We start from the raw sequence: 25,307 nt of genomic DNA, 5'->3' as shown, positions 1-25,307 counted from the left end.
GGATGAGCATCGAAGTTCGCGTCCCCGCCCTCGGCGAAAGCGTCACCGAGGCCACCGTGGCCACCTGGTTCAAAAAACCGGGCGATGCTGTTGCGCAGGATGAGATCCTGTGTGAGCTGGAAACCGACAAAGTCTCGCTCGACGTGCCCGCACCCGCTGCGGGCATCCTTGCGGAAATCATCGCTCAGGACGGTGAGACCGTTGGCGCCAATGCGCTGCTGGCGATGATCTCGGCAGCCGGCGCAGCCGCCGCTCCGGCACCGAAGCTTGAGGCCGCTCCGGCGGCTGCCCCGGCAGCCCCCGCCGCCGGCAAAGACGTCGAAGATGCCCCTTCGGCGAAAGTTGCCATGGCCGCAGCGGGTCTCTCGCGCGATCAGGTTCAGGGCTCAGGCCGTGACGGCCGCGTCATGAAGGAAGATGTGGCCGCCGCTGTTGCCGCGATCAAAGCCGCGCCTGCTGCTGCTCCGGCTGCTGCCGCTGCTGCCCCGCGTGCGCCGGTCACTGCAGACGATTCCGCCCGCGAAGAGCGCGTCCGCATGACCAAGCTGCGCCAGACCATCGCGCGCCGTCTGAAAGAAGCCCAGAACACCGCCGCCATGCTGACCACCTACAACGAGGTGGATATGTCGGCGATCATGGAACTGCGCAACACCTACAAAGACCAGTTCGAGAAGAAGCACGGCGTGAAGATGGGCTTCATGTCCTTCTTCGTCAAAGCCTGTAACCACGCCCTCAAAGAGGTGCCGGAGGTGAACGCTGAGATCGACGGCACCGACATCATCTACAAAAACTACGTCCACATGGGCGTGGCTGTCGGCACCCCCAACGGTCTGGTGGTTCCGGTCGTGCGCGATGCGGACAAGATGTCCTTCGCTGAGATCGAGAAGAAGATCGCTGAACTCGGCCTGCGCGCCCGTGACGGCAAGCTGACCATGGCAGAGATGCAGGGCGGCTCCTTCACCATCTCGAACGGCGGTGTCTACGGCTCGCTGATGTCTTCGCCGATCCTGAACGCGCCGCAGTCGGGTATCCTTGGCATGCATAAGATTCAGGATCGTCCGGTCGTGGTGAATGGTCAGATCGTCATCCGCCCGATGATGTATCTGGCGCTCTCCTACGATCACCGTATCGTTGACGGCAAAGGCGCCGTGACCTTCCTCGTGCGCGTCAAAGAGGCGCTGGAAGATCCGCGCCGCCTGCTGATGGATCTCTGATCTTACTCGGGCAGGCCTTCGGGCCTGCCCGTTTCCTTAAGCGGAGAAGGCTCATGACCCCGGAACTGACGGTCCTTGCGCTTGGCGCCATCTTTCAGATGATCCAGATCGCCATCGCCGGCACGGTGATGAACAAAGATGTCGGCCGCGATTACAACACCGGCCCGCGCGACCGCGAGCCTGAATTTTCACCGCTGACCGGCCGGTTGCGCCGCGCGGTGAACAATATGTTCGAATCACTGGCACTCTTCACCATCGCTGTGGTCGTGGTCACCCTTTCGGGCCAAAGCTCGGGCGTGACGCAGGGCGCCGCCTGGATCTGGCTGGCGGCCCGCCTTCTCTACTTTCCGGCCTATGGCCTTGGTCTTTCGCCCTGGCGCTCGGTCGTCTGGGCCATTGGCACCATCGCCACCCTTGTCATCCTCGGGGTCTCTCTGTTCTGATCCCCCCGTCGTCTTTTGCGTCCCGGCCTCCTGCGGCCCGGGATGATCTACCAGGAGTATCTCATGGCCCAGTTCGATCTGATCGTCATCGGCGCCGGTCCCGGCGGTTATGTCTGCGCCATCCGTGCCGCCCAACTTGGTCTGAAAGTGGCCGTTGTTGAGGGGCGTGAGACCCTCGGCGGCACCTGCCTAAACGTTGGTTGCATCCCCTCCAAGGCGCTGCTGCATGCCACCCATTCGCTGCATGAGGCAGAGCATAACTTCGCCAAAATGGGTCTGAACGTGGCTGCGCCGACCGTCGACTGGGCGAAAATGCAGGCCTATAAAGCCGATGTCGTGGGCGGCAACACCAAGGGCATCGAGTTCCTCTTCAAAAAGAACAAGATCACCTGGCTGAAAGGCTGGGCTTCGATCCCGGCGCAGGGCCAGGTGAAGGTCGGCGACGACCTGCATGAGGCGAAGGCCATCGTGATCGCCACCGGATCGGAAGCCGCTTCGCTGCCGGGTGTCCCGGTGGATGAGAAGGTCATCGTCACCTCGACCGGCGCGCTGTCGCTGGATAACCCGCCGAAGTCGATGGTCGTGATCGGCGCTGGTGTCATCGGCCTGGAAATGGGCTCGGTCTATGCCCGCCTTGGTGCCGAAGTGACCGTGGTCGAATATCTCGACGCCATTACCCCCGGCATGGACGGCGAGATTGCGAAAAGCTTCCAGAAGCTCCTCACCCGCCAGGGCCTGAAGTTCGTTCTGGGTGCAGCCGTTCAGGGCGCTGAACTCACCGCTTCGGGCGCGAAGGTCAGCTACAAACTGCGCAAAGACGACAGCGAACATGCGATTGAGGCGGATGTCGTCCTCGTCGCCACCGGACGCCGCCCCTATACCGCAGGCCTCGGCCTTGAGGCGCTTGGCGTGGAAATGCTGCCGCGCGGTCAGGTCAAAACCGATGATCACTACCGCACCTCGCTGCCCGGCCTTTACGCCATCGGCGATGCGATCACCGGCCCGATGCTGGCGCATAAAGCTGAGGACGAAGGCATCGCAGTTGCAGAAATCATCGCCGGCAAGGTCGGCCATGTGAACTACGACGCGATCCCCGGCGTGGTCTATACCACCCCGGAACTCGCCTCGGTCGGCAAAACCGAAGAGCAGCTGAAAGAGGAAGGCCGTGCCTATAAGGTCGGCAAATTCTCCTTCATGGGCAACGCCCGCGCCAAAGCGGTCTTCCAGGGCGACGGCATGGTCAAGATGATCGTCGATGCCGCCACTGACCGCGTGCTCGGCTGCCACATCATCGGCCCGGCGGCGGGCGATATGATCCATGAGATCTGCGTCGCCATGGAATTCGGCGCCTCCGCCGAAGACGTGGCCCGCACCTGCCACGCCCACCCCACCTACTCTGAGGCCGTGCGCGAAGCGGCGCTGGCCTGCGGCGACGGCGCGATCCATTCGTAATCCCCTCCGGGGTTTGCTAAAGACACCCCGCCGGAGCCATCCGGTGGGGTTATCTTATGGAAGGACAGGACAATGCGGGCGCTTATTCAACGGGTCACAGAGGCCTCTGTCACGGTCGACGGACAAATCACCGGCGAAATTGGTCCCGGCCTTCTGGTCCTGATCTGCGCCATGGAGGGCGACACTGAAGCCACCAGCACCAAGATGGCCGCCAAAATCGCCAAACTGCGCATTTTCACCGATGAAAACGACAAGATGAACCTCTCCGTCCGGGACGTCAGCGGCAGCATCCTCGCCGTCAGCCAGTTCACCCTTGCAGGCGATGCCTCCCGCGGCAACCGCCCCAGCTTCGCCACCGCCGCCCGCCCCGAACAGGCAGAGCCGATGTATGAGCATTTCAAAGCCGCCCTGCGCTCTGAAGGGCTGAAAGTCGAGGCCGGGATCTTCGCCGCCGATATGAAGGTGCGCCTGCTCAATGACGGTCCTGTGACCATCTGGATCGACAGCGCTGACTGGTAAACGCGACAGGCGCCCCGTCACGTGCTAACATCAGCCATCCCAAAGCAGGAGGTGAAGATGTTTCGGCACATTCTGACGGCAACCGACGGCTCAGACTGGGCGGGCAAAGGCGTCACAAAAGCCATCGGCCTCGCCGCCGCCCTGAAGGCCAAACTCACCGTGGTCATGGCCTCGGAAAGCTACCCCGACTACCTCTATGCCGCCGATCTCAGCCCCTATGCCGGCACCGTCTTCACGCCTGAGCAGATGGAGACCAACCGCACTGCCATGCAGTCCCATGCCGATGAAGTTCTGGCCCTGGTCTCAGAGGAGGCGCGCAAACTGGGCGTTCATCCGCGCCTCCTCTATGTCCCGAATACCCATCCGGCGGTCGCCATCACGGAGAAAGCGGCGGAGGAGGGCTGCGATCTGATCGTCATCGGCTCGCGCGGGCGGCGTGGCATCACCAAACTCGTCCTCGGCAGCCAGGCCGCCGAGGTGCTCGCCGGCACTCAGCTCCCGGTCATGATCGTTAAATGAGCCCCTGCCCGGGTCGCGCGCCCCCGCGCGACCCTTTTGCGGCTTTCCAAAGCGCCGCTTTCAGGGCAAAACCCCGCCAAAGCTTGCGAACCATCAGGTGGGCCCATGACCTTCGACCGCTCCGTAAAGATCGCCCCGTCGATCCTTTCCGCCGACTTCGCCGATTTCGGCCGCGAAATCCAGGCCATTGAGGCCCAGGGCGCGGACTGGGTCCATGTGGACGTCATGGACGGCCATTTTGTCCCCAATCTCACTTTCGGCCCGCCGGCCGTTGCAGCCTTCCGCAAACACGTCAAAACGGTGATGGACGTGCATCTGATGATCGCCCCGGTCGATCCCTATATCGAGGCCTTCGCCACGGCCGGCGCCGATATCATCACCGCCCATGTCGAGGCCGGCCCCCATATCCACCGCACGCTCCAGGCGATCCGCGCCACCGGCAAAAAAGCCGGCGTGGCCCTCAACCCCGGAACCCCGGCTGAGGCGGTGAAACATCTGCTCGATCTCACCGATCTGGTCTGCGTCATGACGGTGAATCCGGGCTTTGGCGGCCAGAAATTCATCGATATGACCGGCAAAGTGGCCGAACTGCGCGCCATGATCGGCGACCGCCCCGTCCATATTGAGATCGACGGCGGCGTCGATCCGACCACGGCCCCCGCCCTCGTCAAAGCCGGCGCCGATGTACTTGTCGCAGGTTCCGCTGTCTTCAAAGGCGGCTCTGTTGACCAGCCGCAGGTCTACGGCGCCAATATGACCGCCATCCGCGAAGCGATCCGCGCCGCGGTCTGATCTCTTCGGCCTTTGGCTTTTTCAAAATACTCCGGGAGGTCCGGAGGGCAGCGCCCTCCGGCCTCACCGCGAAAAGCGCCCCTGCGGCTCTTAAAGCCTGCGCCCCTGCAAAAGCCGCGGCAGCTCCCCTGACAGCCCCGCAGCCTCGCGGATGAAGCTGCGCCGCGGCGCATCAAGCGCGGCCACCGCCCGCATCCCAAGCCCCCGCAGACCGCGTGCCAGCGGGCTGTGGTTGGAAAACAGCCGGTTCACCACATCCATCCCAAGCGCAAGCGAGGTCGCGTCAAACCGCCGCCAGGTCTGATAGCGCTCGAGAACATTTCCCGCAGCGAGATCCTCGCCCCGCGCCCGGGCGTCCGCCAGCACCTCTGCCAGCGCCGCCACGTCCCGCAGCCCGAGGTTCAACCCCTGACCGGCGATCGGGTGAATGCCATGGGCCGCATCTCCGGCCAAAGCCACCCGGGGCGCGATGTAACTCTCCGCCAGCGACAGGCTCAGCGGGTAGCTGAACCGGTCCCCGGTCAGCTGTGCCGGACCGGTGAGATGACCGATCTTCTCCATAAGCAGATCCAGATAATCACTGTCAGGCAGATCCCGGATGCGCGCCGCCGCCCGCTCCTCCTCAGACCAGACGATCGAGACACGATCCCTGCTCAGCGGCAAAATCGCGACCGGCCCGCCGGGCAAAAATACCTGATGCGCCACACCGCTATGGGGCGCGTCAAGCTGCAGGGCGTTCACGAGCGCGGTCTGCCCGTACCCCCAGCCCTGCCGCCGGATGCCCGCACGCCCCGCCACCCCCGAGCCGCGCCCGTCACAGCCGACCAGAAGCCGCGCGCTCAGTCCTTCGCCAGTTGACAGCGTGACGCTGATCGCCTCAGGTCCGGCCTCCTGCGCAACCACCGAGACCCCGCTCAACCGGCGGATCTTCGGCTCAGCCGCAATGGCTGCGACCAGCGCCTTATGCAGATAGCGGTCCTCCAGAAGAAACCCCATCGGGCCTTCATCCAGCTCACCCCGATCAAAACTCAGGAAAAACGGCACCGAAGCGCCCTGAGGCACCCCGTCTGAGGTGCGGATCGCCTCAATCGCCGTGGCCTCACGCGCCACCTCCGGCCAGACGCCGAGTGCGGCAAGCAGCCTTTGAGAGGCCAGCGCCAGGGCATAGGCGCGCCCGTCAAACCCCTCTGCGGCCCGCGCGCCATCAGGGCGCGCATCGACCAAAGTCACATGAAATCCGGCCTGAGCCAGCGCGAGTGCCAGCGCCGGTCCGTTCAGGCCACCGCCTGCGATGATGACATCCTGTTCCATGTCCCATCCTATGCTGCGATGGCGCTGCAAAGTCCATCACCCTTGCCGGAGCGGACCACCTTTATGACCGCAGTGATGGTCAACGAGCCGTGACTGAGGCCAGGATCAACCATCTGAGGCCGCTCCCTTTCATCTCCACCTGCCCTGGGCTCAGCGAAAAAACAAAGCCCCGCCGAAGCGGGGCTTATGATCTCAGTTGCTGCCGTCTTTATAGACGCCCTGCTCTTTCAAAGCGTCCATGACTTCTTTCGGCATATAGGTCTCATCGTGTTTGGCGAGGATCTCTGCCGCGATGAAGACCCCGTTGACCAGCTTACCGGTGCCGACCATGCCCTGACCTTCTGAGAAAAGATCGGGCAGCACCCCGGTGAATTCCACCGGCACACTCGCCCCGCCATCGGTCACGACAAAGCGCACCGTGGCACCGTCGCCGCGCTGAATGCTGCCCTCTTCGACCAGCCCGCCGATGCGGAAGGTCTCGGTCGCGGGCGGCGGCTCAGCCACCACCTGCGAGGGGGAGCGGAAGAAGTTGATCCCGTCCCGCATGGCATAGCCGATCAGCGCGGTCGACAGGACCAGCGCCACCACGGCAACGACGATAATCTGAATACGGCGGCGTTTCTTAAGCGTTTTCATATCTTACGGGAAGACCGGAGCCAGCATCAGGCCGGTGGTCTCTTCAATACCCAGCATCAGGTTGGCGTTCTGCAGCGCCTGACCCGACGAGCCTTTCGTCAGGTTATCGAGCACCGCCACGATGGTCGCACGGCCCGGCACACGGTCGCCGGTCACGCCAATATGGCAGAAGTTCGAGCCGCGCACATCCCGGGTTGACGGCAGTGCGCCAAAAGGAAGCACCTGGATAAAGGTCTCATCCTTATAGGCATCAGCCAGGGTCTGATGGATGACCGCCGGATCACCGTCAACATAAACGGTCATCAGAATGCCACGGTTAAAGGGCATCAGATGCGGCGTGAACTGCACATGGACCGGACGACCGGCAAGTTTCGAGAACTCCTGGTCAAATTCACCGAGGTGACGGTGCTTTCCGCCCGCCGAATAGCTGTGGGTGCCCTCTGAAAGCTCTGCATGCAGCAGGTTCTCTTTCAGCGAGCGGCCCGCGCCCGAGACACCGGCCTTCAGATCAAGCACGATGCGGTCAAGATCGATCACACCTGCCGAGATCAGCGGGCGAAGCGCATATTGCCCGGTCGCCGCATTGCAGCCCGTGCCTGCCACCAGACGCGCGTTGCGGATCTCTTCGCGGTAAAACTCGGTCAGGCCGTAAACGGCTTCGGGCTGCAGCTCCGGCGCGAAATGCGGCTGGCCGTACCATTTCTCATAATCCGCCACATCGCGCAGACGGAAGTCCGCCGACAGATCAACGATCTTCAGATCTTTCGGCAGGGCCGCTACGACCTTCTGGGTGGTGGCGTGCGGCAGCGCGCAGAAGGCCAGATCGACCTGCGAGAAATCGATCTCCTCGATCTTCACCAGCTTCGGCAGCGTCAGATGGCGCAGGAAGGGAAAGACCTCCGCCATATCCTGCCCGGCCTTACGATCGGCTGACAGCGCCACGATTTCCATCTCAGGATGGGTCGCGATCAGGCGGACAAGTTCGGCTCCGGTATAGCCCGAGGCTCCGAGGATGGCGATACGGTGGGTCATGGCGCAGCTCCCTGTTTTCGGGGGCGTTTTTCGCCCCAATCGGGGGGCCTTGCAAGCCTTAACTTCAAGGCTGCTGGGCCGCTCGCGCCATGGTGAGAGCGGCCCTGACCCAAGGGTTAAAGCGCGGGCGCTTCAACCCCGAGTTTTGCGCAAAGCTCGTTCAATCGCGCGAGGGTGATCGCATCCCAATTGGCGCGGCGCGAGGCGAAAAGCTCGGCCTGGGATTTCAGCACCAGACCATCCGAGAGGATCTTCAGATGGTTCGCCCTGAGCGTATCGCCCGAGGAGGTGATATCCGCCACCGCCTCTGCGGTCATATTGCGGATGGTGCCCTCCGTCGCGCCCTGGCTGTCGACGAGACGGTATTCCGCAACCCCTGCGCTTTGCAGGAACTCCCGCACCAAACGGTGGTATTTGGTCGCAATCCGCAGGCGGTGGCCATGGGCGGCCCGGAACTGCGCGGCGACCGCATCCAGATCATCGAGCGTGTCCACATCGATCCAGGCGTTCGGCACGGCGATGATGAGATCAGCAAAACCAAAGCCCAGAGGCGCGACTTCGGCGACCCGGGTGTCCCAGCCGGCGAGCTTTTCGCGGATGAGATCGGTCCCGGTCACGCCCAGGTGAATGCGCCCGGCCGAGAGTTCGCGCGGGATCTCACCGGCCGAGAGCAGCACCAGATGCACGCCGCCGATGCCGCTGACATGGCCGGAATACTCCCGGTCGTCACCCGAGCGCGCCATGGTCACGCCGCGCGCGCCAAACCACTCGAAAGTCTTTTCCATCAGCCGCCCCTTGGACGGCACCCCGATACGAAGGCTCATACCCGGGCCTCCTTCAGCTGCGCCAGCAGGCCGGGGCGGATGATGCCGCCGACCGCCGGAATTTCACGGCCCTGCCCCAGAACCCGGGTCAGCGCGTCATAGCGCCCGCCATTGGCGACCGGGGGCAGACCCTCCTGATCGGCCATGAAGGAAAAGACGAAGCCGTCGTAATATTCCATCGTGGTGCGGCCATGGCTGGCCTCAAAGCCCAGACGGTCGACATTGATGCCATGCTCGGACAGCGCCTCAAGCCGCGCCTCCATCAGCGCGATGGCCGGACGGATGGAGGAAAGCTCCGTCCCGATATCCTCAAGCCGCTTCAGCGCCTCAGGCGCGGCGCCTTCGACGCGCAGCAGATCATCGAGGAGATCCGCCTCACGGGTGGGGATATGGCGGGTGCCTGCATCTTCCAGAAGCGCCTGGGCGCGGGCCTCAACCTCAGCCGGGCTGCGCTGGCCGATGAAAGGGCCGGCCTCCTGCATCAGCGCCTCGGCAGAACCGGTGGCGAGTTTTTCCAGAAGCTTCACCCGCGCCGGAGCGACAGGCGCGGCACCCGAGAAGCGGTCAAGCAGCGCCCGGAAGCGTTTGGGACGCCAGACATGACGGCGCAGCGCCGCCTTGCGGGTTTCCGAGGTGGTAAGGCCATTGACCGCCGCCAGCAGCAGACCGATGTCGCCGATCACCGCACGCAGTTTCAGCGGCACCAGAAGCTGCGAGAACATCGCAAAAACTTCGGCATCCGACTCGGCGGGGTTCTCGCGGGCGAAAACCTCATAGCCGGTCTGCAGATATTCGCGTGCCCGCCCCTCATCGCGGTCCTGACGGCGGAAGACTTCACCCGAATAGCAATAACGCGCAGGCTCTGCCCCATGGGCCATGTGCATCTGCACCACCGGGACGGTGAAATCCGGGCGCAGCATCATCTCACCCAGAAGCGGGTCCTGGGTGACATAGGCGCGGCCGCGAATGTCTTCGCCGTAAAGATCAAGAAGCGTATCGGCGGGCAGCAGTGTATCTGCCTCAACCGGCAGAGCCCCCGCCGCCTCAAAGGCGGCTTTCAGACGGGCGGCTTCGCGGCGGGCGGCGGGGGAAATCGGCATGAGTTACCCTTCGGCCAGCATCTGACGCACGGTGTCGACCAGATCGCCACGGGCCACTTCACGCTGTGCGGGACGGTCTTTCCATTCCTCCAGCGTGGCGTTTTCAGCGATCTTCGCGCCCAGGATCAGGTCTTTCAGCACGACAACACCACGGGCAGCCTCATCGGAGCCCTGAATGACCGCGATGGGCGACTGGCGTTTGTCTGCATATTTCAGCTGGTTACCGAACTGCTTGGGATTGCCGAGATAGACTTCGGCGCGGATGCCCGCATTGCGCAGGTCCGCCGCCATGGCGAAATAATCCGACATGCGGTCGCGGTCCATCACGGTCACCACGACCGGACCTGCAGCCTCTGCTCCCATGCGGCCCTTGGCGCGCAGGGCGGCGAGCAGTCGGTCCACACCGATCGAGACGCCGGTTGCGGGCACCGCCTGACCGGTGAAGCGCTTCACCAGATCATCATAACGACCGCCGCCCGAGACCGAGCCGAACTGGCGCTTATTGCCCTTCTCATCGAGGATCTCGAAGGTGAGTTCCGCTTCAAAGACCGGGCCGGTGTAATAGCCAAGGCCGCGCACAACGCCGGGGTCGAGCTCAATGCGGTCAGCACCGAACCCTTGGGCGTCGAGCAGCGTGGCGATGGTTTCCAGCTCATTCACGCCTTCTGCGCCGAGCACCGAATTGCCCACCAGTTCGCGCAGACGCGCAACCGTGGCCGCACCGGTCGCGCGTTTGGCCGAGACAAAGCCCATGACCACTTCCGCCTGCTCTGCCGAGAGGCCCGCGCCTTTGGTGAAATCACCAGAGTCGTCTTTGCGGCCTTCGCCGAGCAGCAGACGCACACCCGCATCGCCCAGACGGTCGATCTTATCGATCGCGCGCAGCACGATGCCGCGTTCGTTTTCAAACTTCGACGGGTCCGAGGGGTCGAGAACCCCCGCGACTTCCATCACGCCGTTCAGCACTTTGCGGTTGTTGACCTTCACGACGTAATCGCCACGCGGAATGCCCACACGCTCCAGCGCATTGGCGAGCATGGCGCAGATTTCCGCATCTGCCGCGACCGAGGGCGCGCCCACGGTATCGGCATCGCACTGATAGAACTGACGGAAACGGCCGGGTCCCGGCTTTTCATTGCGCCAGACCGGCCCCATCGCATAGCGGCGATAGGGCGAGGCCAGATCGTTGCGGTATTGCGCCGCGACCCGCGCGAGCGGCGCGGTCAGGTCATAGCGCAGCGCCAGCCAGTCTTTTTCGTCTTCCTGCCAGGCGAACACACCCTCATTCGGGCGGTCGACATCGGGCAGGAATTTGCCAAGCGCTTCAACGGTTTCCACCGCAGAGGTCTCAAGGGCTTCGAAGCCGTGAAGATGATAGACCTCGGCAATGGCATCGAGCATGGCTTTGCGTTCGGTCACTTCCGCGCCGAAATAGTCGCGAAACCCTTTGGGGGTCTCAGCGCGCGGGCGGCGGGGGGCTTTTTCCCTGGTCATCTTCTGGCCTCATCTGCCTTCGTGTCTGGCAGAAAGGGCTTAGCGGATGCGGGCTTGCTGGGCAAGCGCAAGGGCTGAGGCCCGCTGTCTCAACCCCGTTCGCGGAAACTCTCGGCCTGAAGGCCATGTCTGGCCAGTTTGTCGTAAAAGGTTTTGCGCGGCAGATTGAGCTGCGCCATGGCCCGGGTGACATTGCCTTTCGTGGCCCTGAGCGCATCACGCAAAAGCCCCGCCTCATAGCGGGCCATCAGTCCGGCAAGGTCAGAAGGGCCGCCCGCGTCGCCCTGCTCATCTTCCGTCAGACCAAGGGCCTGGGCTTCAGCGAACTGGCGCAGCTCCCGTCCGTTGCCGGGCCAGTCGTGGCTGTCGAGCCGCGCCCGCACCAGGGGCGTGATCTCCGGCACGGCCAGATTATAACGCTGGCAGGCCTCAATCAGAAAGGCGCGGAAGAGAACCGGGATGTCTCCGCGCCGCTCCGCCAGCGGCGGGACATGCAGGGTGACGCCGGAGAGGCGGTAGTAAAGATCGGCGTGAAAGCTGCCCTGCCGCGCCAGTTCCCCCAGATCGGCAGAGGTCGAGGCCAGGACATGCAGATCGAGCGGCCGCGCACTGGTGGCCCCCGCCGCCCAGAACGACCGGGTTTCAATGGCATGCAGAAGCCTTGCCTGCAAAGGCGCGGTCAGCATCTCGACGCGGTCGAGATAAAGCGTGCCGCGGTGCGCCTTCTCAATCCGCCCCACAAGGCGGCTGTGACGCGGCGCATCAGGGTGGCCCGCTTCGGCGCCAAAGAACTCGCTGTCGAAGCGGCCCTCATTCAGGGTGTCGCAGGCCACATGCACGAAGGGCCGGTTTGCGCGGCTGCCAAGCCTGTGGATCGCATGGGCCAGCGCCTCCTTGCCCGCGCCCGTGGGGCCGGTGATGAGGGCATCAATCCCCGCCTCCCCGATCCGCGCCGCCGCATCGCGCAGGCGCGTGACCGCCGGGCTGACGCCCAGCAGATCGCCGCGCACCGGCAGCGGCTGCGCCCTCATCTGCCGCAGGCTGCGGTTCTCCAGCACCAGAGCGCGGGCCTGAGCCGCGCGGCGCAGGGCGGCGGTCAGCTGATCAAGCGAGACCGGCTTGGTCAGAAAATCCCAGGCCCCGGCCCGCATCGCCTCAACCGCCATGGGCACATCGCCGTGGCCGGTCAGCAGGATCACCGGCAGATCCTCGTCAATGGCCCGGATCTGGCGGTGAAATTCAAAACCGTCCATGCCGGGCATCCGCACATCCGAGAGGATCACGCCGGGATAGTCCGGGGTGATCCCTTCCAGGGCTTTGCGCGGGTCACTGAAACCTTCCGCGCGAAAGCCCGCGATCTTCAGGCTCTGAAGCTCGGCAGCCAGAAGATCTTCATCGTCGTCGACAAGGCGGACCAGGAATTTTTCACTCATGCGCGTTGCAGCCTTAAAATGAAATGCGCGCCCTGCCCGGGCTCGGGCGGGGCAAGGCTTAACTCGCCGCCCAGATCGCGCGCAATATCGCGGGCGATCACCAGCCCAAGCCCCAGGCCTTCGCTTTTCGAGGTAGCAAAGGGCATGAACAACTGGCCGACCATGGCAGGCTCTATGCCGGGGCCGTTGTCGCGCAGATCAAAAGTGACCGTTGTGGCATCCGCCGTCACCGTCAGGGTGATGACCGGATCGGCGGTATCATGCAGCGCCTCCTGGGCGTTCTGGATGAGATTCACCAGAACCTGCTCCAGCCGCACGGCCTCTGCCCGGACTTTCAGGTCAGGATCATCCCCGCGAATGACCAGTTGCGCCCCCCGCGCCCTGCGGCGCGAGGCGGTCAGCAGCACTGAGGCCTCAATCACCTCCCGCACCGGCACCGCCTTCAGCTCACCGGTGGCCTTGCGGGCAAAGCCGCGCAGCTGGGTGGTGATGCGGTCGATGCGTTCCGTCATGCCCGCGATCTGGCGCAGATTGGCGCGCGTCTCTTCCGGGTCATCATCGAGAAGCGCAACCCCGTTGTCGGCCAGAAGGCGAATGGTGGCCAGCGGCTGGTTCACCTCATGGGCAAGTCCGGCGGTGACCTGCCCGAGGGTGGCGAGTTTATTGGCCTGCACCAGTTCGCCCTGCATATGGGCCAGACGCTCCTCGGCATTGCGGCGCTCTTCGACCTCAGCTTTCAGAAGGCGGGTGCGGTCTTCCACCGCCTGCTCAAGGTCGCGCTGATACTGCAAAGCCGCCTCTTTGACGGCGCGGCGCGCCTCAATGATCCTCCTGCGCCTGCGCCCGAGCGCGAAGACCAGCGCAAGGACCGCCGACATCACCAGCCCCCCGCCGATGCCCGCGCGCCAGGAGGCCGCAGCCGAGGTATATAGCGTCAGCTGCCAGCCCGGCGCACCGGCCACCGCCTCATGCACCGCCAGCCGCCCCGCTGCCGCCGGAGGCTGGCTGAAGCGCAGCGAGGGGTCCGAGGCCAGCACAACCTGCCCCGTCGGATCGGTGACATGGCTCGGGGCCGCGCTGCGGGCCCAACCCGCCTCCATAGCCTCAAATTCCATTTTCACGACGATGATCCCGACAAGCTCACCCTCTGCCCGGATGTCATGGGAGAGATAGAGCCCGGGGCGGCCGCTGTTGCGGCCAAGCGCATATTCCAGCGCCCGCCCCTCGGTCACCGCTTTGCGGAAATACTCCCGAAAGGCGTAATTGCCGCCGACAAAACTGACCGGCTCCTGCCAGTTCGAGGCTGAGATCGTCAGCCCTTCGGTGTCGATCAGATAGATGATCGTGCTGCCGGTCTCTGCGCGCAGATACTCGAGCTTCCGCGAGACCTGCTCGGCCAGATCCGTATCACCGCTGACAAGCGCCGCCCGTGCCAGACCGTCATCGGCGAGGGTGCCCGCCACCGCACGCTGCACCGCGAGAATACTCTCAAGCGTCTGCACCCGCGATTGCGCGGTGATCTGCGCCTCATTCAACAGGGTCGCCCGCACGGTGCGGCGGCTGACCTCAAAGGCCGCGACCACCGCAAGACAGGCCCCCGTAAAGATCAGCGCCCGCGGCATCAGCCGCCTAAGAGGGGAAAATCTTCGGGGCATGCTGGGCCGCGACCTCGTCACAAAACTGTTTCAGATCCGAAACTAGCAGATCCGGCATGTGTGGAAAACCACACATCCTGGCAGCCAGACACGACAAAAATGCCCATGAAAATAAGGCGCTGGTGAAAATTCAGGCAAAACTGGGGCGTCCTCCCGGAATCACTATCCTGGCGCCAGTGACGTATTGGCGCCCGGAGGAGCCCCCCATGCAGTTCAATCCCCAAGCCGGAGCCGGGACACCGGCCCGCAAACCCTTTTACCGCGTTCTCTATATCCAGGTGATCATGGCGATCATCCTCGGCGCAGTGATCGGCCATTTCTGGCCGCAGCTTGGCGCCGACCTCAAACCGCTTGGCGATGCCTTCATCAAACTGGTGAAGATGATCATCGCGCCGGTGATCTTCATCACCATTGTGACCGGCCTTGCGGGCATGGGGGATCTGAAGGGCGTGGGCTCGGTCGCGGGCAAAGCCTTTGGCTATTTCTTTGTGTTCTCGACCCTGGCGCTGGTCGTCGGCCTGATCGTGGCCAATGTGGTGCAGCCGGGCACGGGCATGAACATTGATCCCGCCACTCTCGATCCGGCAGCGGTTCAGGGTTATGCGGCCAAAGCCCACGAATCCACCCTGACCGGTTTCATGATGGAGATCATCCCGACCACGCTGATTTCAGCCTTCACCGAGGGCAATATCCTGCAGGTCCTCTTTGTGGCGATCCTCTTTGGCGTGGGCGTCATTCTGGTGGGCGAGCCTGCAAAGCCGGTCATTCGCCTCTTTGAAGCCGCCGGTCAGATCATCTTCCGCGTGGTCGATATCCTGATGAAGCTGGCCCCCATCGGTGCCTTCGGAGCCTTTGCCTTCACCATCGGCAAATATGGCATCGGCTCGGTGATGAACCTCGCGGAACTGGTGCTGACCTTCTATATCACCTCTGCCATCTTCGTGCTGGTGATCCTTGGCGCGGTGGCCCGCGTCAATGGCTTCTCGATCCTTGCGCTGATCCGCTATCTCAAAGAAGAGATCCTGCTGGTGCTGGGCACTTCCTCCTCGGAATCGGCTCTGCCGCGCCTGATGGAGAAGATGGAGAAAGCAGGCTGTGCGCGGCCGGTGGTGGGGATGGTGGTTCCGACCGGTTATTCCTTCAACCTCGACGGCACCAATATCTATATGACGCTGGCGGCGCTGTTTATCGCTCAGGCCACCAATACCGATCTGACCCTTGGCCAGCAGCTCACCCTTCTGGCGGTGGCGATGCTCTCCTCTAAGGGGGCAGCGGGTGTGACCGGTGCGGGCTTCATTACCCTCGCTGCCACGCTTTCGGTGGTGCCGAGCGTGCCGCTCGCCGGTATGGCGCTGATCCTTGGTGTGGACCGCTTCATGTCCGAATGCCGCTCGATCACCAATTTCATCGGGAATGCCGTCGCCACCGTCGTCGTCAGCCGCTGGGAGAACGCCCTTGATAAAGAGCAGTTCGATGCCGTGATGAAGGGAAGCGCCGCTCCCGCTGTGGCGGCACCCGCGCTGAGCGGAGCGCCCGCCGGCCTGCGCCTTGGTGAAGCCTCCGCGGACTGAGATCTGAGAACTCCGGTCTGAGCAACGCCCCCGCAGATCCTGCGGGGGCGTTTTGCTATGGGTCTCCGCGCTCGTCTGAAGGAACGCGTGGGTCACAGCCGCAGAATATCTGGCGTGACCTGAGCGCATAAAAAGCCGCAGGCACCAGGTCCCTGCGGCTTCAGGTTCTCCGCCCCGCTGAGCGGTTCAGTTGATCTTCAGATTAAGAAGCCGCTGGTCCCCCGGCAGGCGGGAGCGCTCAAGAATAATCTTCGAGACCGCCTGAGCGCGGGTCATGTTCATCCGCGCAAGGATCGGACCGGAGTCGCGTTCCGGCATGGCTGCGATGACCAGAACAGTCACTTCCAGATCGGCGTTGGAGAGGATCGCTGCCGCCTCTGCGGGCTTCATGGCGCGGTACATCTGGACGAGGCGGGTGATATCTTCGCTGTGACGGGTCTCTGCCAGACCGAGAAGCTGATGGATCTCTTCCTTCAGCGCGGTCAGCTGACGCTCCTGCTCTGCCAGAGCGGCGGAGGCAAAATTTATCTCGGATTCGCGCAGATTCAGAGCCTCTGTGCGGTCTTTCAGCGCCTGTCGCTCTGCGGCAATGGCCGCCAGAAGCTCTCCGGCAAGACCCGGCTCCTGGGCAATGCGCGACTGCTGCGGATCGGCTTTTGGTGCCGGAGCGCCGTCGAGCGCCGACATGTTATTTTGCACAGCCCCATCCTGAACCACCACCGGAGCCGGGCTCTGCGCGCCGGTCGCTGCGGGCAAAAGCGCGGCCATGACGACTGCGGGGAACAAAACACGCTTCATCCGCGGGCCTTTCTTCGGGCTGTCTCAAAAAACGAACGCACCAGAGCGCTGCGGTCGTCCTGAGGCGCTTTCCTTACCGGCGGCTCATCCGGCAGCTGTCTTGCGGCCCGCTCCAACCGGTCCGCCTCACTGCGCAAAGCGTCGAGAGACTGCTCAGACTGATCGACCGCATCTGAGAAGGCCTGCAGAACCGGGGCGAGCTCCAGCAGCACCGCCTGCAGCCGCGCGATCCGCCGCCCCAGCACCAGGCCATAGCCAAGCGCTGCGAAGAGCAGCAGCAGGATCAGCCCGTCAATCGCCCAGGAGATCATCATCATCTCCCGGCGGCAGCGGCTCTCCGGCCTCGCGGGTGATCTTCACCGCCACCCGGCCGTTTTTGCGCCGTCCCGTTACCCCATGCAAAATCGCCCGATCCGAGCAGCGCAGCGTGGCCTCTGCCCCCAGCGTGATGCCAAGATCGATCGTTACGCCAGGCTTCCAGGCCAGAACCTCCGCCAGCGGCAGCGGCAGGCGGTGCAGCTCTGCCTCAACCTGCAGGGTCGCGGTGCCGATCTGCCCGGCGAAATGGTCGCGCCAGGAGGCATCGCCACCCAGGCGCTCGCCAAGGAACATCTTGCCCAGATGCGCGCGCGCCGGCTCCAGCGTGTCGAGCGGCAAAAGCATGCTCATCAACCCGGTCACCCCCCCGAGCGTCACCCGCATCTCAAAGACCGCGACCTGAGCGCCGGCCGCCAGAAGCGAGGCGATCTGCACCGGGCTTTCGATCGGCTCAAGCCGGAAGCTGACTTCGGTGATCCGGCTGAAATGATGTTCCGCCTCACGCGCAACCTGCGCCAGAAGGCGGGAGGCGAAGGCCTTTTCGATGGCCGTCGGTGCCCGCTGCGGCGGTGCGTCACGTCCGGCGGCGCCCCCCAGCATCACCGAGAGCACCGCATGCAGAAGCCGTGGATCCAGCGCAAAAAGAACCGGCCCGCCCCAGCTCGACTGGCCGATCACCGCACAGCTGTCGCGGTGCAGCGTTCCGAGCGCGCGGCCCCAGGCGTCATAATGCGGCGCCTCTGCCTCGGTCTCGCTCAGAAAGCCGTTCTGGCTTTTCAGCATCGGGCTGAGACCTGCGGCGATGCGCGCGCAGATCACATCAAGCATAGGCAGCGGCTCATGATTGGCCGAGGCGCGGGCGATGATCTCTTCTTCAAGCGGCCGCTTCGGGCTCAGGCCCATCGGCTCAAAGCCGCTGTCATCAGCAGGTTCCGACAAAGGCTCTTCCAGGCGGGTGTCGTCGGTCATTGCAGCACGAAGTCCTGAAGCAGAATGCTGATCGGCGCCTCAGAGGCGGTCACAAGGCGGGCGCGGCGCAGCAGTTCATGGCGCAGATCCGCCAGACCGGCGCTGCCGTAGGCGTCGTCTTCATGGAGCTGCGACAGATATTCGATGAAGCTGTCGCGCAGAGCGGGCTGAAGTTCCGCCATCTTCCGCCCTTCAGCCACCGCATCAAAGGCCGCGTCATAAAGGAGCGTCGGCTCGATCACGAGAAAGCGCGTGCGACGATCGCCGGTAAGCCCGCTGGCAGCGACATTCACCGTAATGCGACCGATCGGCAGAAGAACCTGGCCGTTGCCCGGACGCGCAGCGCTGATGGTCTGGCCCTCAGAGACTGTCGCAGGCTGCTGCATGCGCCAGATGCCCGCGCCGGCTGCAATCCCCACCACCAGAATGGCCAAAGCCCCCAGCAGCACCCACCGCATGCGGTTCCTGCCACCGGCGCCTTTGCCCTTCTGATCCGTTGCCGGCTGTCCGGTCGCCATGCACCACTCCTTTAACCGTCTATTTACTCTCGCTTAGATCAAGAATAACAAGAATAGCAAGCCGCAGTTTTAGACTATACATGACAAGTACCGCCGAGAGGAACTTATACATGACAGGGGGATATCGGGCATGAAGCAGATCCTTGCCAATCTCGCATCCCTCGGTCGCGGTCGTCTGATCGCGCTTGGCGCAACCGGGCTTGCCGTTATGGCGGCGGTGCTCTTCGGGCTGAGCGTTGTTCTGGCACCGGTCTATCGGCCGCTGGCGGGCGATCTGTCAGCCTCGGAAGGCGCAGCCATGGTCCGTGCGCTGGAACAGGCCGGATTTACCCCCCGCGTCTCGCCCGATGGCACGCTGGTGAGCCTGCCGGAAACCGATATTGCCCGCGCCCGCATGGCGCTGGCGGAGGCTGGTGTCGCGGCCCAGGGCGTGCCGGGCTGGGAACTTTTTGACAATCAAAGCGGCCTTGGCATGAACACCTTCCTGCAGCAGGTGAACCGCCTGCGCGCTCTGGAGGGTGAGCTGTCGCGCTCGGTCCAGACGCTGGATGTCGTCGAAGCGGCCCGCGTTCATCTGGTCCTGCCCGAGCGCGAAGCCTTTTCCGCCGAGCGCCCGGAGCCTTCGGCCGCCGTCATCATCCGCACCCGCCGTGGTGCGACACTTGAGCGCAAGCAGGCTCTGTCGGTCCGCAGCCTGGTGGCAGCCGCCCTGCCCGGCCTCTCGCCTGAACGGGTGACAGTGCTTTCAGCCTCCGGTGAGACGATCCTTGCGGCAGATGGCGAAGGCACCGATGGCAGCGCCGCGCTTCATGGCACCCGGATCGCCATGGAAGAGCGCCTTGTGCGCAATATCGAACAGATCCTCTCGGCCCGTGTCGGTGCCGGAAACGTCCGCGTGCGGGTGGCAGCCGAACTCGCCACCACCCGTGAAGTGATCCTGCGCGAGAGTTTTGATCCGGAAGGCCGTGTGGCCCGCCAGACCCGCTCAGTGAGCGAGAATGCCAAAAACAGCGAAAAATCGGCGCAAAGCCTTGATGTGCTGAACAATCTTCCCGGCGCTGCAGGCGGCGCGGACGGCGGGGCCGGACGCTCTGAAGACCGCAGCCGTGAAGAGGATGAGACCCGTTTTGAGATCGGCTCGACCCGGTCCGAGACCGTGATTGAGCCGGGCGGGTTGCGCCGTCTGTCGGTCGCCGTTCTGGTCAATGGCACCAGCGATGAAAACGGCTACCGCGACCGCACCCCTGAAGAGCTTGAGCGGCTGACGCAGCTTGTGCGCTCAACCATGGGCTTTGATGAAGATCGCGGCGACAGCCTGACGGTGGACAGCCTGCGCTTCATTGAAGACGGCGGCATTCTCCCCAATGCGCCTGAGGCCAGTGTCGCGGAATCGCTGCTGGGCCATATCCCGGCCATGATGCGCTGGATCGTGGCGCTGTTGATGGTGGCGATCCTGGTCTTCGGTCTGCGCCCGCTCATCAACCGCTTTACCGGACGCCCCGCGGCGGCAGCGGCTGAAGCGGACCCCGCCCCCCTTCCCGCCTCTGCGGCAACGGCGGCAACGACCGAGGCGGAAGCCGCATCGGCGGGTGAGAGCACCGGCGATGAAACCGGCTCGCCGGACAATCGCACCGATGAGGACACGCAGGAGAGTGACTTCGTCGCCATCTCTTCGGTGCGCGGCGGCGTCACCCGCCAGAAGATCGAGGAGCTTGGCCGTCTGGTCGAAAAAGACAGCGAAGCGGCACTTCGCCAGATTCGCATCTGGCTGAATCAGAAGCATTAAGGCCGCCATGTCCTTTCTGTTTGACCGTGATTTTGATGCCGAAGCCGCCGCAGGGCTGATCCCTGCGCCGCGCCCCGATGCAAAGCCCGCGCCCCTCAGCCTGACGGCCGAGGAACTTGCGGCGAAACTTCAGGCGGCGCGCGAGGAAGGCTATGCGCAGGGCCACGCCGAGGGCCTGGCCGAGGGGCAGCACCTGGCGCAGGAGGATGGCGCGGCCCGCGCGCGCGAAAGCCTTGCAGCCCTCGTGCCGCAGATCAGCGCGCTGGAGGGCGATCTCAGCCGTTACCGCGCGGCGCGGGAGCGCGATCTGATCCGGCTGACCCAGGCCCTGGCGGCCCGGCTTTTGCCCGAGATCGCTGCACGCTTTGCGCCGCGCCGCCTTGCGGCCTTCTGCCGCCGCGCCCTCCTGCTGGCCGAAGGCCCCGGCGGGCTGACGCTGGAGGTGCCGCCGGCCGCGCTTGAGCCTCTTCAGGCGGACTTCCGCGAGGCGCTCACCGGGACCGGCGCGGCCGTGCATCTCATCGCCGCGCCCGATCTGGCAGAGGGCGCAGCCCGCGCCCGCTGGAGCGGAGGCGAGGCCCATTTTCACCCCGAGGCGCTCATGAGTGAGATCCTCGCAACCCTGGATCTGCTGTCGCGGGATGCGGCGCAGGCCACGACGGAGGGATCAGATGACCACGGACAACCCTGAATTCATGGCCCAGCTTCTGGGTGCGGGTGAGAGCGGCAAAGCCGAAGACAGCAGCATCCGCGCCATGCTGAACGTCAATCTCGACGTCCAGATCGTGCTGGGCCGCTCGCGGATGCCGATCAATCAGCTTCTGGCGCTCTCACGCGGCTCGGTGATTGAGCTGGACAAAAAGATCGGCGAGCCGGTGGATGTGATGATCAACGACCGCCTGGTCGCCCGTGGCGATCTCGTGAAAGTCGGCGAAAACCGGATTGGCGTCACGCTGACCGAGATCGTCAAAGACTACCTCTCGCAGCTTTAACCCATGCAGATCCGCCGTCTTCTGCCGATCCTTGCAGCCGGGCTTTCGCTGATCGCGCCGGCTGCTGTTGCGCAGGACCTCTCGGGCCTGTTGCAGGGGCTGTCGGGCACCCTGGCTGAGCCGGGCACCGACACGGCACCGCTGTCGGGTCGGGTGATCCAGCTGATCGGGGTGATGACGGCGCTGTCACTGGCGCCGGGCATGCTGGTGGTGATGACCTCTTTCACCCGCTTTGTAATCGTCTTTTCCATGCTGCGCATGGCGCTCGGGCTGCAGCAGTCGCCGCCCAATATGGTCATCACGGCGCTGGCTTTTTTCATGACGCTTTTTGTGATGCAGCCGGTGTTTCAGACTGCCTGGGACGACGGCCTGGCCCCCATGATCGAAGGCACGCTGGATGAGGAAACCGCCTTTCCCCGCATCATTGCGCCTTTCCATAAGTTCATGGCCGCCAATACCCGCGAGAAAGACATTGATCTCTTCCTGAGCATCAATGCCACCCGCAGCGGCGAAGAGCGCCCGCAGGTCACGATCAGCGACGAGACCCCCTGGTCGGTTCTGGTTCCGGCCTTTATGATTTCCGAGCTGCGCCGCGCCTTTACCATCGGATTTCTGATCTTCCTGCCCTTTATCGCCATCGACCTTGTCGTCTCCTCGGTGCTGATGGGCGCGGGGATGATGATGCTGCCGCCGGTGATGATCTCGCTGCCGTTTAAGGTGATTTTCTTTGTGCTGATCGATGGCTGGTACATGCTGGCCGGCTCGCTCATGCAATCCTATGCAGGCTCCTGACGCATGAAATATACCCCCGAATATGTCTCGCTGCGTGGCGTCGAAAAAGCGGCTGTGCTGTTTCTCTGCGTTGGCGAAGAGCGCGGCTCTGAGCTGATGAGCCAGCTTGATGAGGCTGAGATCCAGCAGATCACCCAGGCCATGGCGCTTCTGGGGACCATTCCGGCTTCGGCCGTGGAAGAGGTGCTGGTAGAGTTTCAGGCCGGGATCGTGGGCGCAAGCGGCGTGGTCGGCTCGTTTGAAATCGCCGAGCGGATGCTTGCGGGCTTTTTGCCCAAGCAGAAGGTTGGCGAGATCATGGCCGAGATCCGCGGCCCGGCCTCGGGGCGCAATATCTGGGAGACCTTCGCCACCCTCAATGAGCAGATGATCCACACCTATCTCTCGGGTGAGACGGATCAGACCATCGCCGCCATCCTCAGCCGGGTGAAACCCGATGTCGCCGCCCGCGTTATGCCGCTTTTTGAGCGCGACCGGATGACCGGGATTGTGGGGCGGATGATCGCGCTGGAAACCCTGCCCCGCTTCTCGGTGGAAGTGCTGGAAGAAACGCTCGAAAAAGACTTCCTGCGCTCGGTCTCGCGCAGGACAGGGCCCGATCCGCACCAGCGGATTGCCGATATGTTCAACAAACTCGACAGCGGGCTTTTCGAGGAAATCTCGGGCACCCTGGCGGCAGAAAGCCCCCAGGCTTTCGCGGCGATCAAACAGAAGATGTTCACCTTCGACGATCTGGCCCGCCTCGATCAGAACTCTCTCTCACGGCTTATCCGCTCGGCCGAGGGACCGGTGGTGCCGCTGGCGCTGCGTGGCGCAAAGAAGGGCATTCGCGACCGGTTCATCGAGGCCCTGACCGTCCGCGCGCGCGAGATGCTGCTCGAAGAGATGGCCGCCCTTGGGCCGGTGCGTGCAAGGGATGCGCGTGACGCCCAGGATAAGCTGATTGATCTCGCCAATGATCTGGCGCGGCAGAACATCATCCGCCTGCCCAGCGAAGATGATCCGCTGCTGACCGAAGGCGAATTCTGACAAAAAGCCCCGGATCGCTCCGGGGCTTTTTCAGTCAGCGCTGCGCCGGCGCCCCATATTGATCGAGCACCAGAGGGGAGCGGGAGGGGGCGGGAAGGTCTGAGGACAGCAGGCTCGTCTGCGCCGGTGCCTGCGCATCCGGCGCGTCCTCCTCGCGCCTGGTCATCATGCGCTTGAGGGCAAAACCCGCAAGGCTGCCCCAAAGCCCGGTCCGGCTGACCGCGCCGAGCGCCACATCCTTTGCAAGCGAGGCGACCACGGGTGCGGCTTTGCCTGCGGCTGCCGTCACCGCACCACGCGGCAGCAGATAGGCCGCAGCAGCCCCCGCCACCAGAACGGCACCGCCCGCGAGCAGCGGGTGACGCCGCAGCGCGCCGGTCAGACCGCCGCCGCCCGCCTCAGCCTCAAGCTGCGCCAGATGGGCGGCATAATCCTCGCCGCGTTTTTTCAGGACATGGGCACGGGTCGCCGGATCAAGCTTTTCCAGCCCGCGTGCAAAGGCGATCTTCAGCCCGTTGGTCAGGGTCTCCAGCACCTCATCGCGGTGCGCGATCAGATCATCCGGATCACCACGGCCGCGCGCCAGAGCCCGCTCAATTTTATTGAGCTGGCGATCTGCCTCGCGGCGAAGGCTGTCGGCTTCACTCAGCCATTCGCCGCCCCTGTCGGTCAGCTCTGACGAGCTGCGCGGCAAAAGGGCGTTCAGAACGGCCGGCAGGGGCCCTTCCGGCACCGGCTCAGCGTTGTCGCCTTTCGACAACAGCCGCTTCACGCCCCAGAGTGCCACACCGGCAAGACCCGCGGCCCCGGCGGCCCCGGCGACCTGAGCGGTCTTCTCCTCACCAGGCGCATGGCCGGTCAGGGTCGCGGCGGCATCGCTCAGCTTTTGTGCGGCCGCCTGAGCGGTGCCCGCAACCGTGCCACCCGCAGAGCCGACTGCGCCAAGGAGCTTCGCGCCCCGGTCGATCCCGGCTCCGGCCATTTCGGCGCCCTTTTCAACCAGATGGACAGCCGGCTCGATGGTTCCGCGCAGCTCTGCCAGAGCCGCGCTGAGTTCGGCCTGCCGCTGGCGGGCTTCAAGTTCCAGGCGGGCTTTTTCAGACATCGCGCGGCCCCATTTCCCGGCGCAGCAGCGCCACATTGCTGTTCACCCGCTCGCCGATATGCCCGGACATGCGCTGCGAAGCATTGAAACGCCCCTTCGCCACCGAGACGAGGATCAGCGCCAGCAGCAGCAGACCGCCGCCCATCGCAAAGCGTGCCCACCCCGGCGAGAGGCCCGCCCAGATCAGCGCATCGACCCCGGCCATGGCCAGCATATTCAGCGCCACCATACTAATGACAGCGGCGACCAGCACTATGACCAGGCCCCGAACAACATCGCCCGCTGCCTGTTTTGCTTCGGCCTTCGCAAGGGCTGCCTCTGTCGAGAGCAGCCCCCCTGCCGCCGTCACCACACGAAAGAGCGCGACGAAGGGCCCGACCAGGCCCGACAGCCGCGGATCCCGGCCGGATTGGGTCACGAGCGCAGCCTCCGGATCAGATCATCGCTGCGCGACCGGGTGGCCGAGCTTTGCATCCAGCAGCCAAGCGCAAAACCGGCAACGGCGGCGCCAAGGATGAACATGCCGGGATTGCGGCGCGCGGATTCGCGCAGATCGCCCGCAACATCGCTCAGCCGGGTGTCGCGAAGCGCCTCAGCCGTGGCGGCGACGACATCGGTGACTTTGTCCTGAACCGCCTTCAGATCCGCATGATCGCGGGCAGACCGCAGCGTATCGGCAACCTTCTCACCGGTGGCGTTCAGCGCTTCGCGGGTGCCGGCGAGCACATCTTTGGCCATATCCGCACCCTGCCCGGCGGCGCTGCGCAGGCTGTCTGCGACCGAGCCTGCCGCGTCAGAGGCACGGCCTGCCAGATCTTCGGCCGCATCGGAGGCCTGATCCGCAAGCTCCGCCGCCTTGGCTTTACCGGCGGCGACCGCCTCTTTGCCTTCGGCCACGGCGTCTTTCGCCGCGCTGGTCACGCGCTCTTTGGCGTCCTGCGCGCCCTCGCGTACATCCTTCGCCGCGTCTTTCAGATCTGCCTTCAACTCGTCGCTCTTAGACAT

27 protein-coding genes are annotated in these 25,307 nt (G+C 64.2%); 12 read left to right on the top strand and 15 right to left on the bottom strand.

Annotation, left to right across the window (positions count from 1 at the left end; all coding sequences use genetic code 11):
* Positions 1-2: 2 nt before the first annotated feature.
* From odhB to rpe, 6 genes are all read left to right on the top strand, one after another.
* Complete coding sequence (odhB, locus tag EP867_RS05730; protein WP_241656824.1) at positions 3-1,214, top strand: 2-oxoglutarate dehydrogenase complex dihydrolipoyllysine-residue succinyltransferase; 1,212 nt, start codon at positions 3-5, stop codon at positions 1,212-1,214.
* A 53-nt stretch (positions 1,215-1,267) separates the two neighbouring features.
* A complete protein-coding gene (locus tag EP867_RS05725; protein WP_128487247.1) occupies positions 1,268-1,657 on the top strand; it encodes an MAPEG family protein in 390 nt (129 codons plus the stop codon).
* A 63-nt stretch (positions 1,658-1,720) separates the two neighbouring features.
* Positions 1,721-3,109, top strand: coding sequence for a dihydrolipoyl dehydrogenase (gene lpdA / locus EP867_RS05720; protein ID WP_128487246.1), 1,389 nt, complete (start codon positions 1,721-1,723; stop codon positions 3,107-3,109).
* A gap of 72 nt (positions 3,110-3,181) precedes the next feature.
* Positions 3,182-3,628 carry a D-aminoacyl-tRNA deacylase gene (gene dtd, locus EP867_RS05715; protein ID WP_128487245.1) on the top strand — a complete coding sequence of 149 codons (447 nt, stop codon included), beginning with the start codon at positions 3,182-3,184 and terminating at the stop codon, positions 3,626-3,628.
* Between the two features lie 57 nt (positions 3,629-3,685).
* Positions 3,686-4,147, top strand: a complete 462-nt coding sequence (locus tag EP867_RS05710) for a universal stress protein (RefSeq protein WP_128487244.1) — start codon at positions 3,686-3,688, stop codon at positions 4,145-4,147.
* A gap of 105 nt (positions 4,148-4,252) precedes the next feature.
* Positions 4,253-4,939, top strand: a complete 687-nt coding sequence (gene rpe / locus EP867_RS05705; RefSeq protein ID WP_128487243.1) for a ribulose-phosphate 3-epimerase — start codon at positions 4,253-4,255, stop codon at positions 4,937-4,939.
* Between the two features lie 90 nt (positions 4,940-5,029).
* Here the strand turns inward: rpe and EP867_RS05700 are convergent, their stop codons facing one another.
* The 8 genes from EP867_RS05700 to EP867_RS05665 all read right to left on the bottom strand — a co-directional run bounded on the left by EP867_RS05700 (position 5,030) and on the right by EP867_RS05665 (position 14,391).
* On the bottom strand, positions 5,030-6,250 hold the full coding sequence (locus EP867_RS05700) for an FAD-dependent monooxygenase (RefSeq protein ID WP_128487242.1): 1,221 nt from the start codon (positions 6,248-6,250) through the stop codon (positions 5,030-5,032).
* A 192-nt stretch (positions 6,251-6,442) separates the two neighbouring features.
* Positions 6,443-6,886, bottom strand: a complete 444-nt coding sequence (gene ccmE / locus EP867_RS05695) for a cytochrome c maturation protein CcmE (RefSeq protein WP_128487241.1) — start codon at positions 6,884-6,886, stop codon at positions 6,443-6,445.
* Between the two features lie 3 nt (positions 6,887-6,889).
* Positions 6,890-7,918 carry an N-acetyl-gamma-glutamyl-phosphate reductase gene (gene argC, locus EP867_RS05690; protein ID WP_128487240.1) on the bottom strand — a complete coding sequence of 343 codons (1,029 nt, stop codon included), beginning with the start codon at positions 7,916-7,918 and terminating at the stop codon, positions 6,890-6,892.
* 116 nt (positions 7,919-8,034) lie between these two features.
* Entirely contained in the window at positions 8,035-8,742 is a 708-nt protein-coding gene (gene hisG / locus EP867_RS05685) for an ATP phosphoribosyltransferase (protein ID WP_128487239.1), read from the bottom strand.
* Positions 8,739-9,842, bottom strand: a complete 1,104-nt coding sequence (locus tag EP867_RS05680; RefSeq protein ID WP_128487238.1) for an ATP phosphoribosyltransferase regulatory subunit — start codon at positions 9,840-9,842, stop codon at positions 8,739-8,741. The genes hisG and EP867_RS05680 overlap by 4 nt, the downstream gene beginning before the upstream one ends.
* Before the next feature lie 3 nt (positions 9,843-9,845).
* Positions 9,846-11,336 carry a histidine--tRNA ligase gene (hisS, locus tag EP867_RS05675; RefSeq protein ID WP_128487237.1) on the bottom strand — a complete coding sequence of 497 codons (1,491 nt, stop codon included), beginning with the start codon at positions 11,334-11,336 and terminating at the stop codon, positions 9,846-9,848.
* A gap of 89 nt (positions 11,337-11,425) precedes the next feature.
* Positions 11,426-12,769 carry a sigma-54-dependent transcriptional regulator gene (locus tag EP867_RS05670; protein ID WP_128487236.1) on the bottom strand — a complete coding sequence of 448 codons (1,344 nt, stop codon included), beginning with the start codon at positions 12,767-12,769 and terminating at the stop codon, positions 11,426-11,428.
* The gene (locus EP867_RS05665; RefSeq protein ID WP_128487235.1) at positions 12,766-14,391 is read right to left on the bottom strand and encodes a sensor histidine kinase; all 1,626 of its coding nucleotides are present in this window, start codon (positions 14,389-14,391) and stop codon (positions 12,766-12,768) included. The genes EP867_RS05670 and EP867_RS05665 overlap by 4 nt, the downstream gene beginning before the upstream one ends.
* A 239-nt stretch (positions 14,392-14,630) precedes the next feature.
* On the opposite strand from EP867_RS05665, the gene EP867_RS05660 reads away from it, so the two are divergent.
* Positions 14,631-15,995, top strand: a complete 1,365-nt coding sequence (locus EP867_RS05660; protein WP_128487234.1) for a dicarboxylate/amino acid:cation symporter — start codon at positions 14,631-14,633, stop codon at positions 15,993-15,995.
* Between the two features lie 186 nt (positions 15,996-16,181).
* Here the strand turns inward: EP867_RS05660 and EP867_RS05655 are convergent, their stop codons facing one another.
* From EP867_RS05655 to EP867_RS05640, 4 genes are read right to left on the bottom strand one after another with little or no spacing between them, the layout of a single operon-like run.
* Positions 16,182-16,793, bottom strand: a complete 612-nt coding sequence (locus EP867_RS05655) for a MotE family protein (protein ID WP_128487233.1) — start codon at positions 16,791-16,793, stop codon at positions 16,182-16,184.
* A complete protein-coding gene (locus EP867_RS05650; protein ID WP_194085560.1) occupies positions 16,790-17,104 on the bottom strand; it encodes a hypothetical protein in 315 nt (104 codons plus the stop codon). Before EP867_RS05650 ends, EP867_RS05655 begins: the two co-directional genes overlap by 4 nt.
* Positions 17,085-18,080, bottom strand: a complete 996-nt coding sequence (locus EP867_RS05645; protein ID WP_128487231.1) for a flagellar motor switch protein FliM — start codon at positions 18,078-18,080, stop codon at positions 17,085-17,087. The genes EP867_RS05650 and EP867_RS05645 overlap by 20 nt, the downstream gene beginning before the upstream one ends.
* Positions 18,077-18,598, bottom strand: a complete 522-nt coding sequence (locus EP867_RS05640) for a flagellar basal body-associated FliL family protein (RefSeq protein WP_128487230.1) — start codon at positions 18,596-18,598, stop codon at positions 18,077-18,079. The genes EP867_RS05645 and EP867_RS05640 overlap by 4 nt, the downstream gene beginning before the upstream one ends.
* Before the next feature lie 130 nt (positions 18,599-18,728).
* Here EP867_RS05640 and fliF point away from each other — a divergent pair, with 130 nt between their 5' ends.
* Genes fliF through EP867_RS05615 form a run of 5 tightly spaced genes read left to right on the top strand, consistent with a single transcriptional unit; the run spans position 18,729 to position 23,197 of the window.
* A complete protein-coding gene (gene fliF / locus EP867_RS05635; protein ID WP_128487229.1) occupies positions 18,729-20,384 on the top strand; it encodes a flagellar basal-body MS-ring/collar protein FliF in 1,656 nt (551 codons plus the stop codon).
* A 7-nt stretch (positions 20,385-20,391) separates the two neighbouring features.
* Entirely contained in the window at positions 20,392-21,075 is a 684-nt protein-coding gene (locus EP867_RS05630; RefSeq protein ID WP_128487228.1) for a FliH/SctL family protein, read from the top strand.
* A gap of 4 nt (positions 21,076-21,079) precedes the next feature.
* Entirely contained in the window at positions 21,080-21,376 is a 297-nt protein-coding gene (fliN, locus tag EP867_RS05625; RefSeq protein ID WP_241656837.1) for a flagellar motor switch protein FliN, read from the top strand.
* Positions 21,377-21,379: 3 nt separating this feature from the next.
* Positions 21,380-22,168 (top strand): flagellar type III secretion system pore protein FliP, encoded by a 789-nt coding sequence (gene fliP, locus EP867_RS05620; RefSeq protein ID WP_128487226.1) that lies wholly within the window; start codon positions 21,380-21,382, stop codon positions 22,166-22,168.
* 3 nt (positions 22,169-22,171) lie between these two features.
* The gene (locus EP867_RS05615; protein ID WP_128487225.1) at positions 22,172-23,197 is read left to right on the top strand and encodes a flagellar motor switch protein FliG; all 1,026 of its coding nucleotides are present in this window, start codon (positions 22,172-22,174) and stop codon (positions 23,195-23,197) included.
* A gap of 34 nt (positions 23,198-23,231) precedes the next feature.
* Here the strand turns inward: EP867_RS05615 and EP867_RS05610 are convergent, their stop codons facing one another.
* From EP867_RS05610 to EP867_RS05600, 3 genes are read right to left on the bottom strand one after another with little or no spacing between them, the layout of a single operon-like run.
* Positions 23,232-24,302 carry a hypothetical protein gene (locus EP867_RS05610; protein WP_128487224.1) on the bottom strand — a complete coding sequence of 357 codons (1,071 nt, stop codon included), beginning with the start codon at positions 24,300-24,302 and terminating at the stop codon, positions 23,232-23,234.
* Positions 24,295-24,720: a phage holin family protein gene (locus tag EP867_RS05605; protein ID WP_128487223.1), complete on the bottom strand. Its 426-nt coding sequence runs from the start codon at positions 24,718-24,720 to the stop codon at positions 24,295-24,297. Before EP867_RS05605 ends, EP867_RS05610 begins: the two co-directional genes overlap by 8 nt.
* Positions 24,717-25,307: a hypothetical protein gene (locus EP867_RS05600; RefSeq protein WP_128487222.1), complete on the bottom strand. Its 591-nt coding sequence runs from the start codon at positions 25,305-25,307 to the stop codon at positions 24,717-24,719. The genes EP867_RS05605 and EP867_RS05600 overlap by 4 nt, the downstream gene beginning before the upstream one ends.

This window comes from Falsigemmobacter intermedius, assembly GCF_004054105.1.
Classification (GTDB): Bacteria; Pseudomonadota; Alphaproteobacteria; order Rhodobacterales; family Rhodobacteraceae; genus Wagnerdoeblera; species Wagnerdoeblera intermedia.
This window is presented reverse-complemented; position numbering and strand designations above follow the sequence as displayed.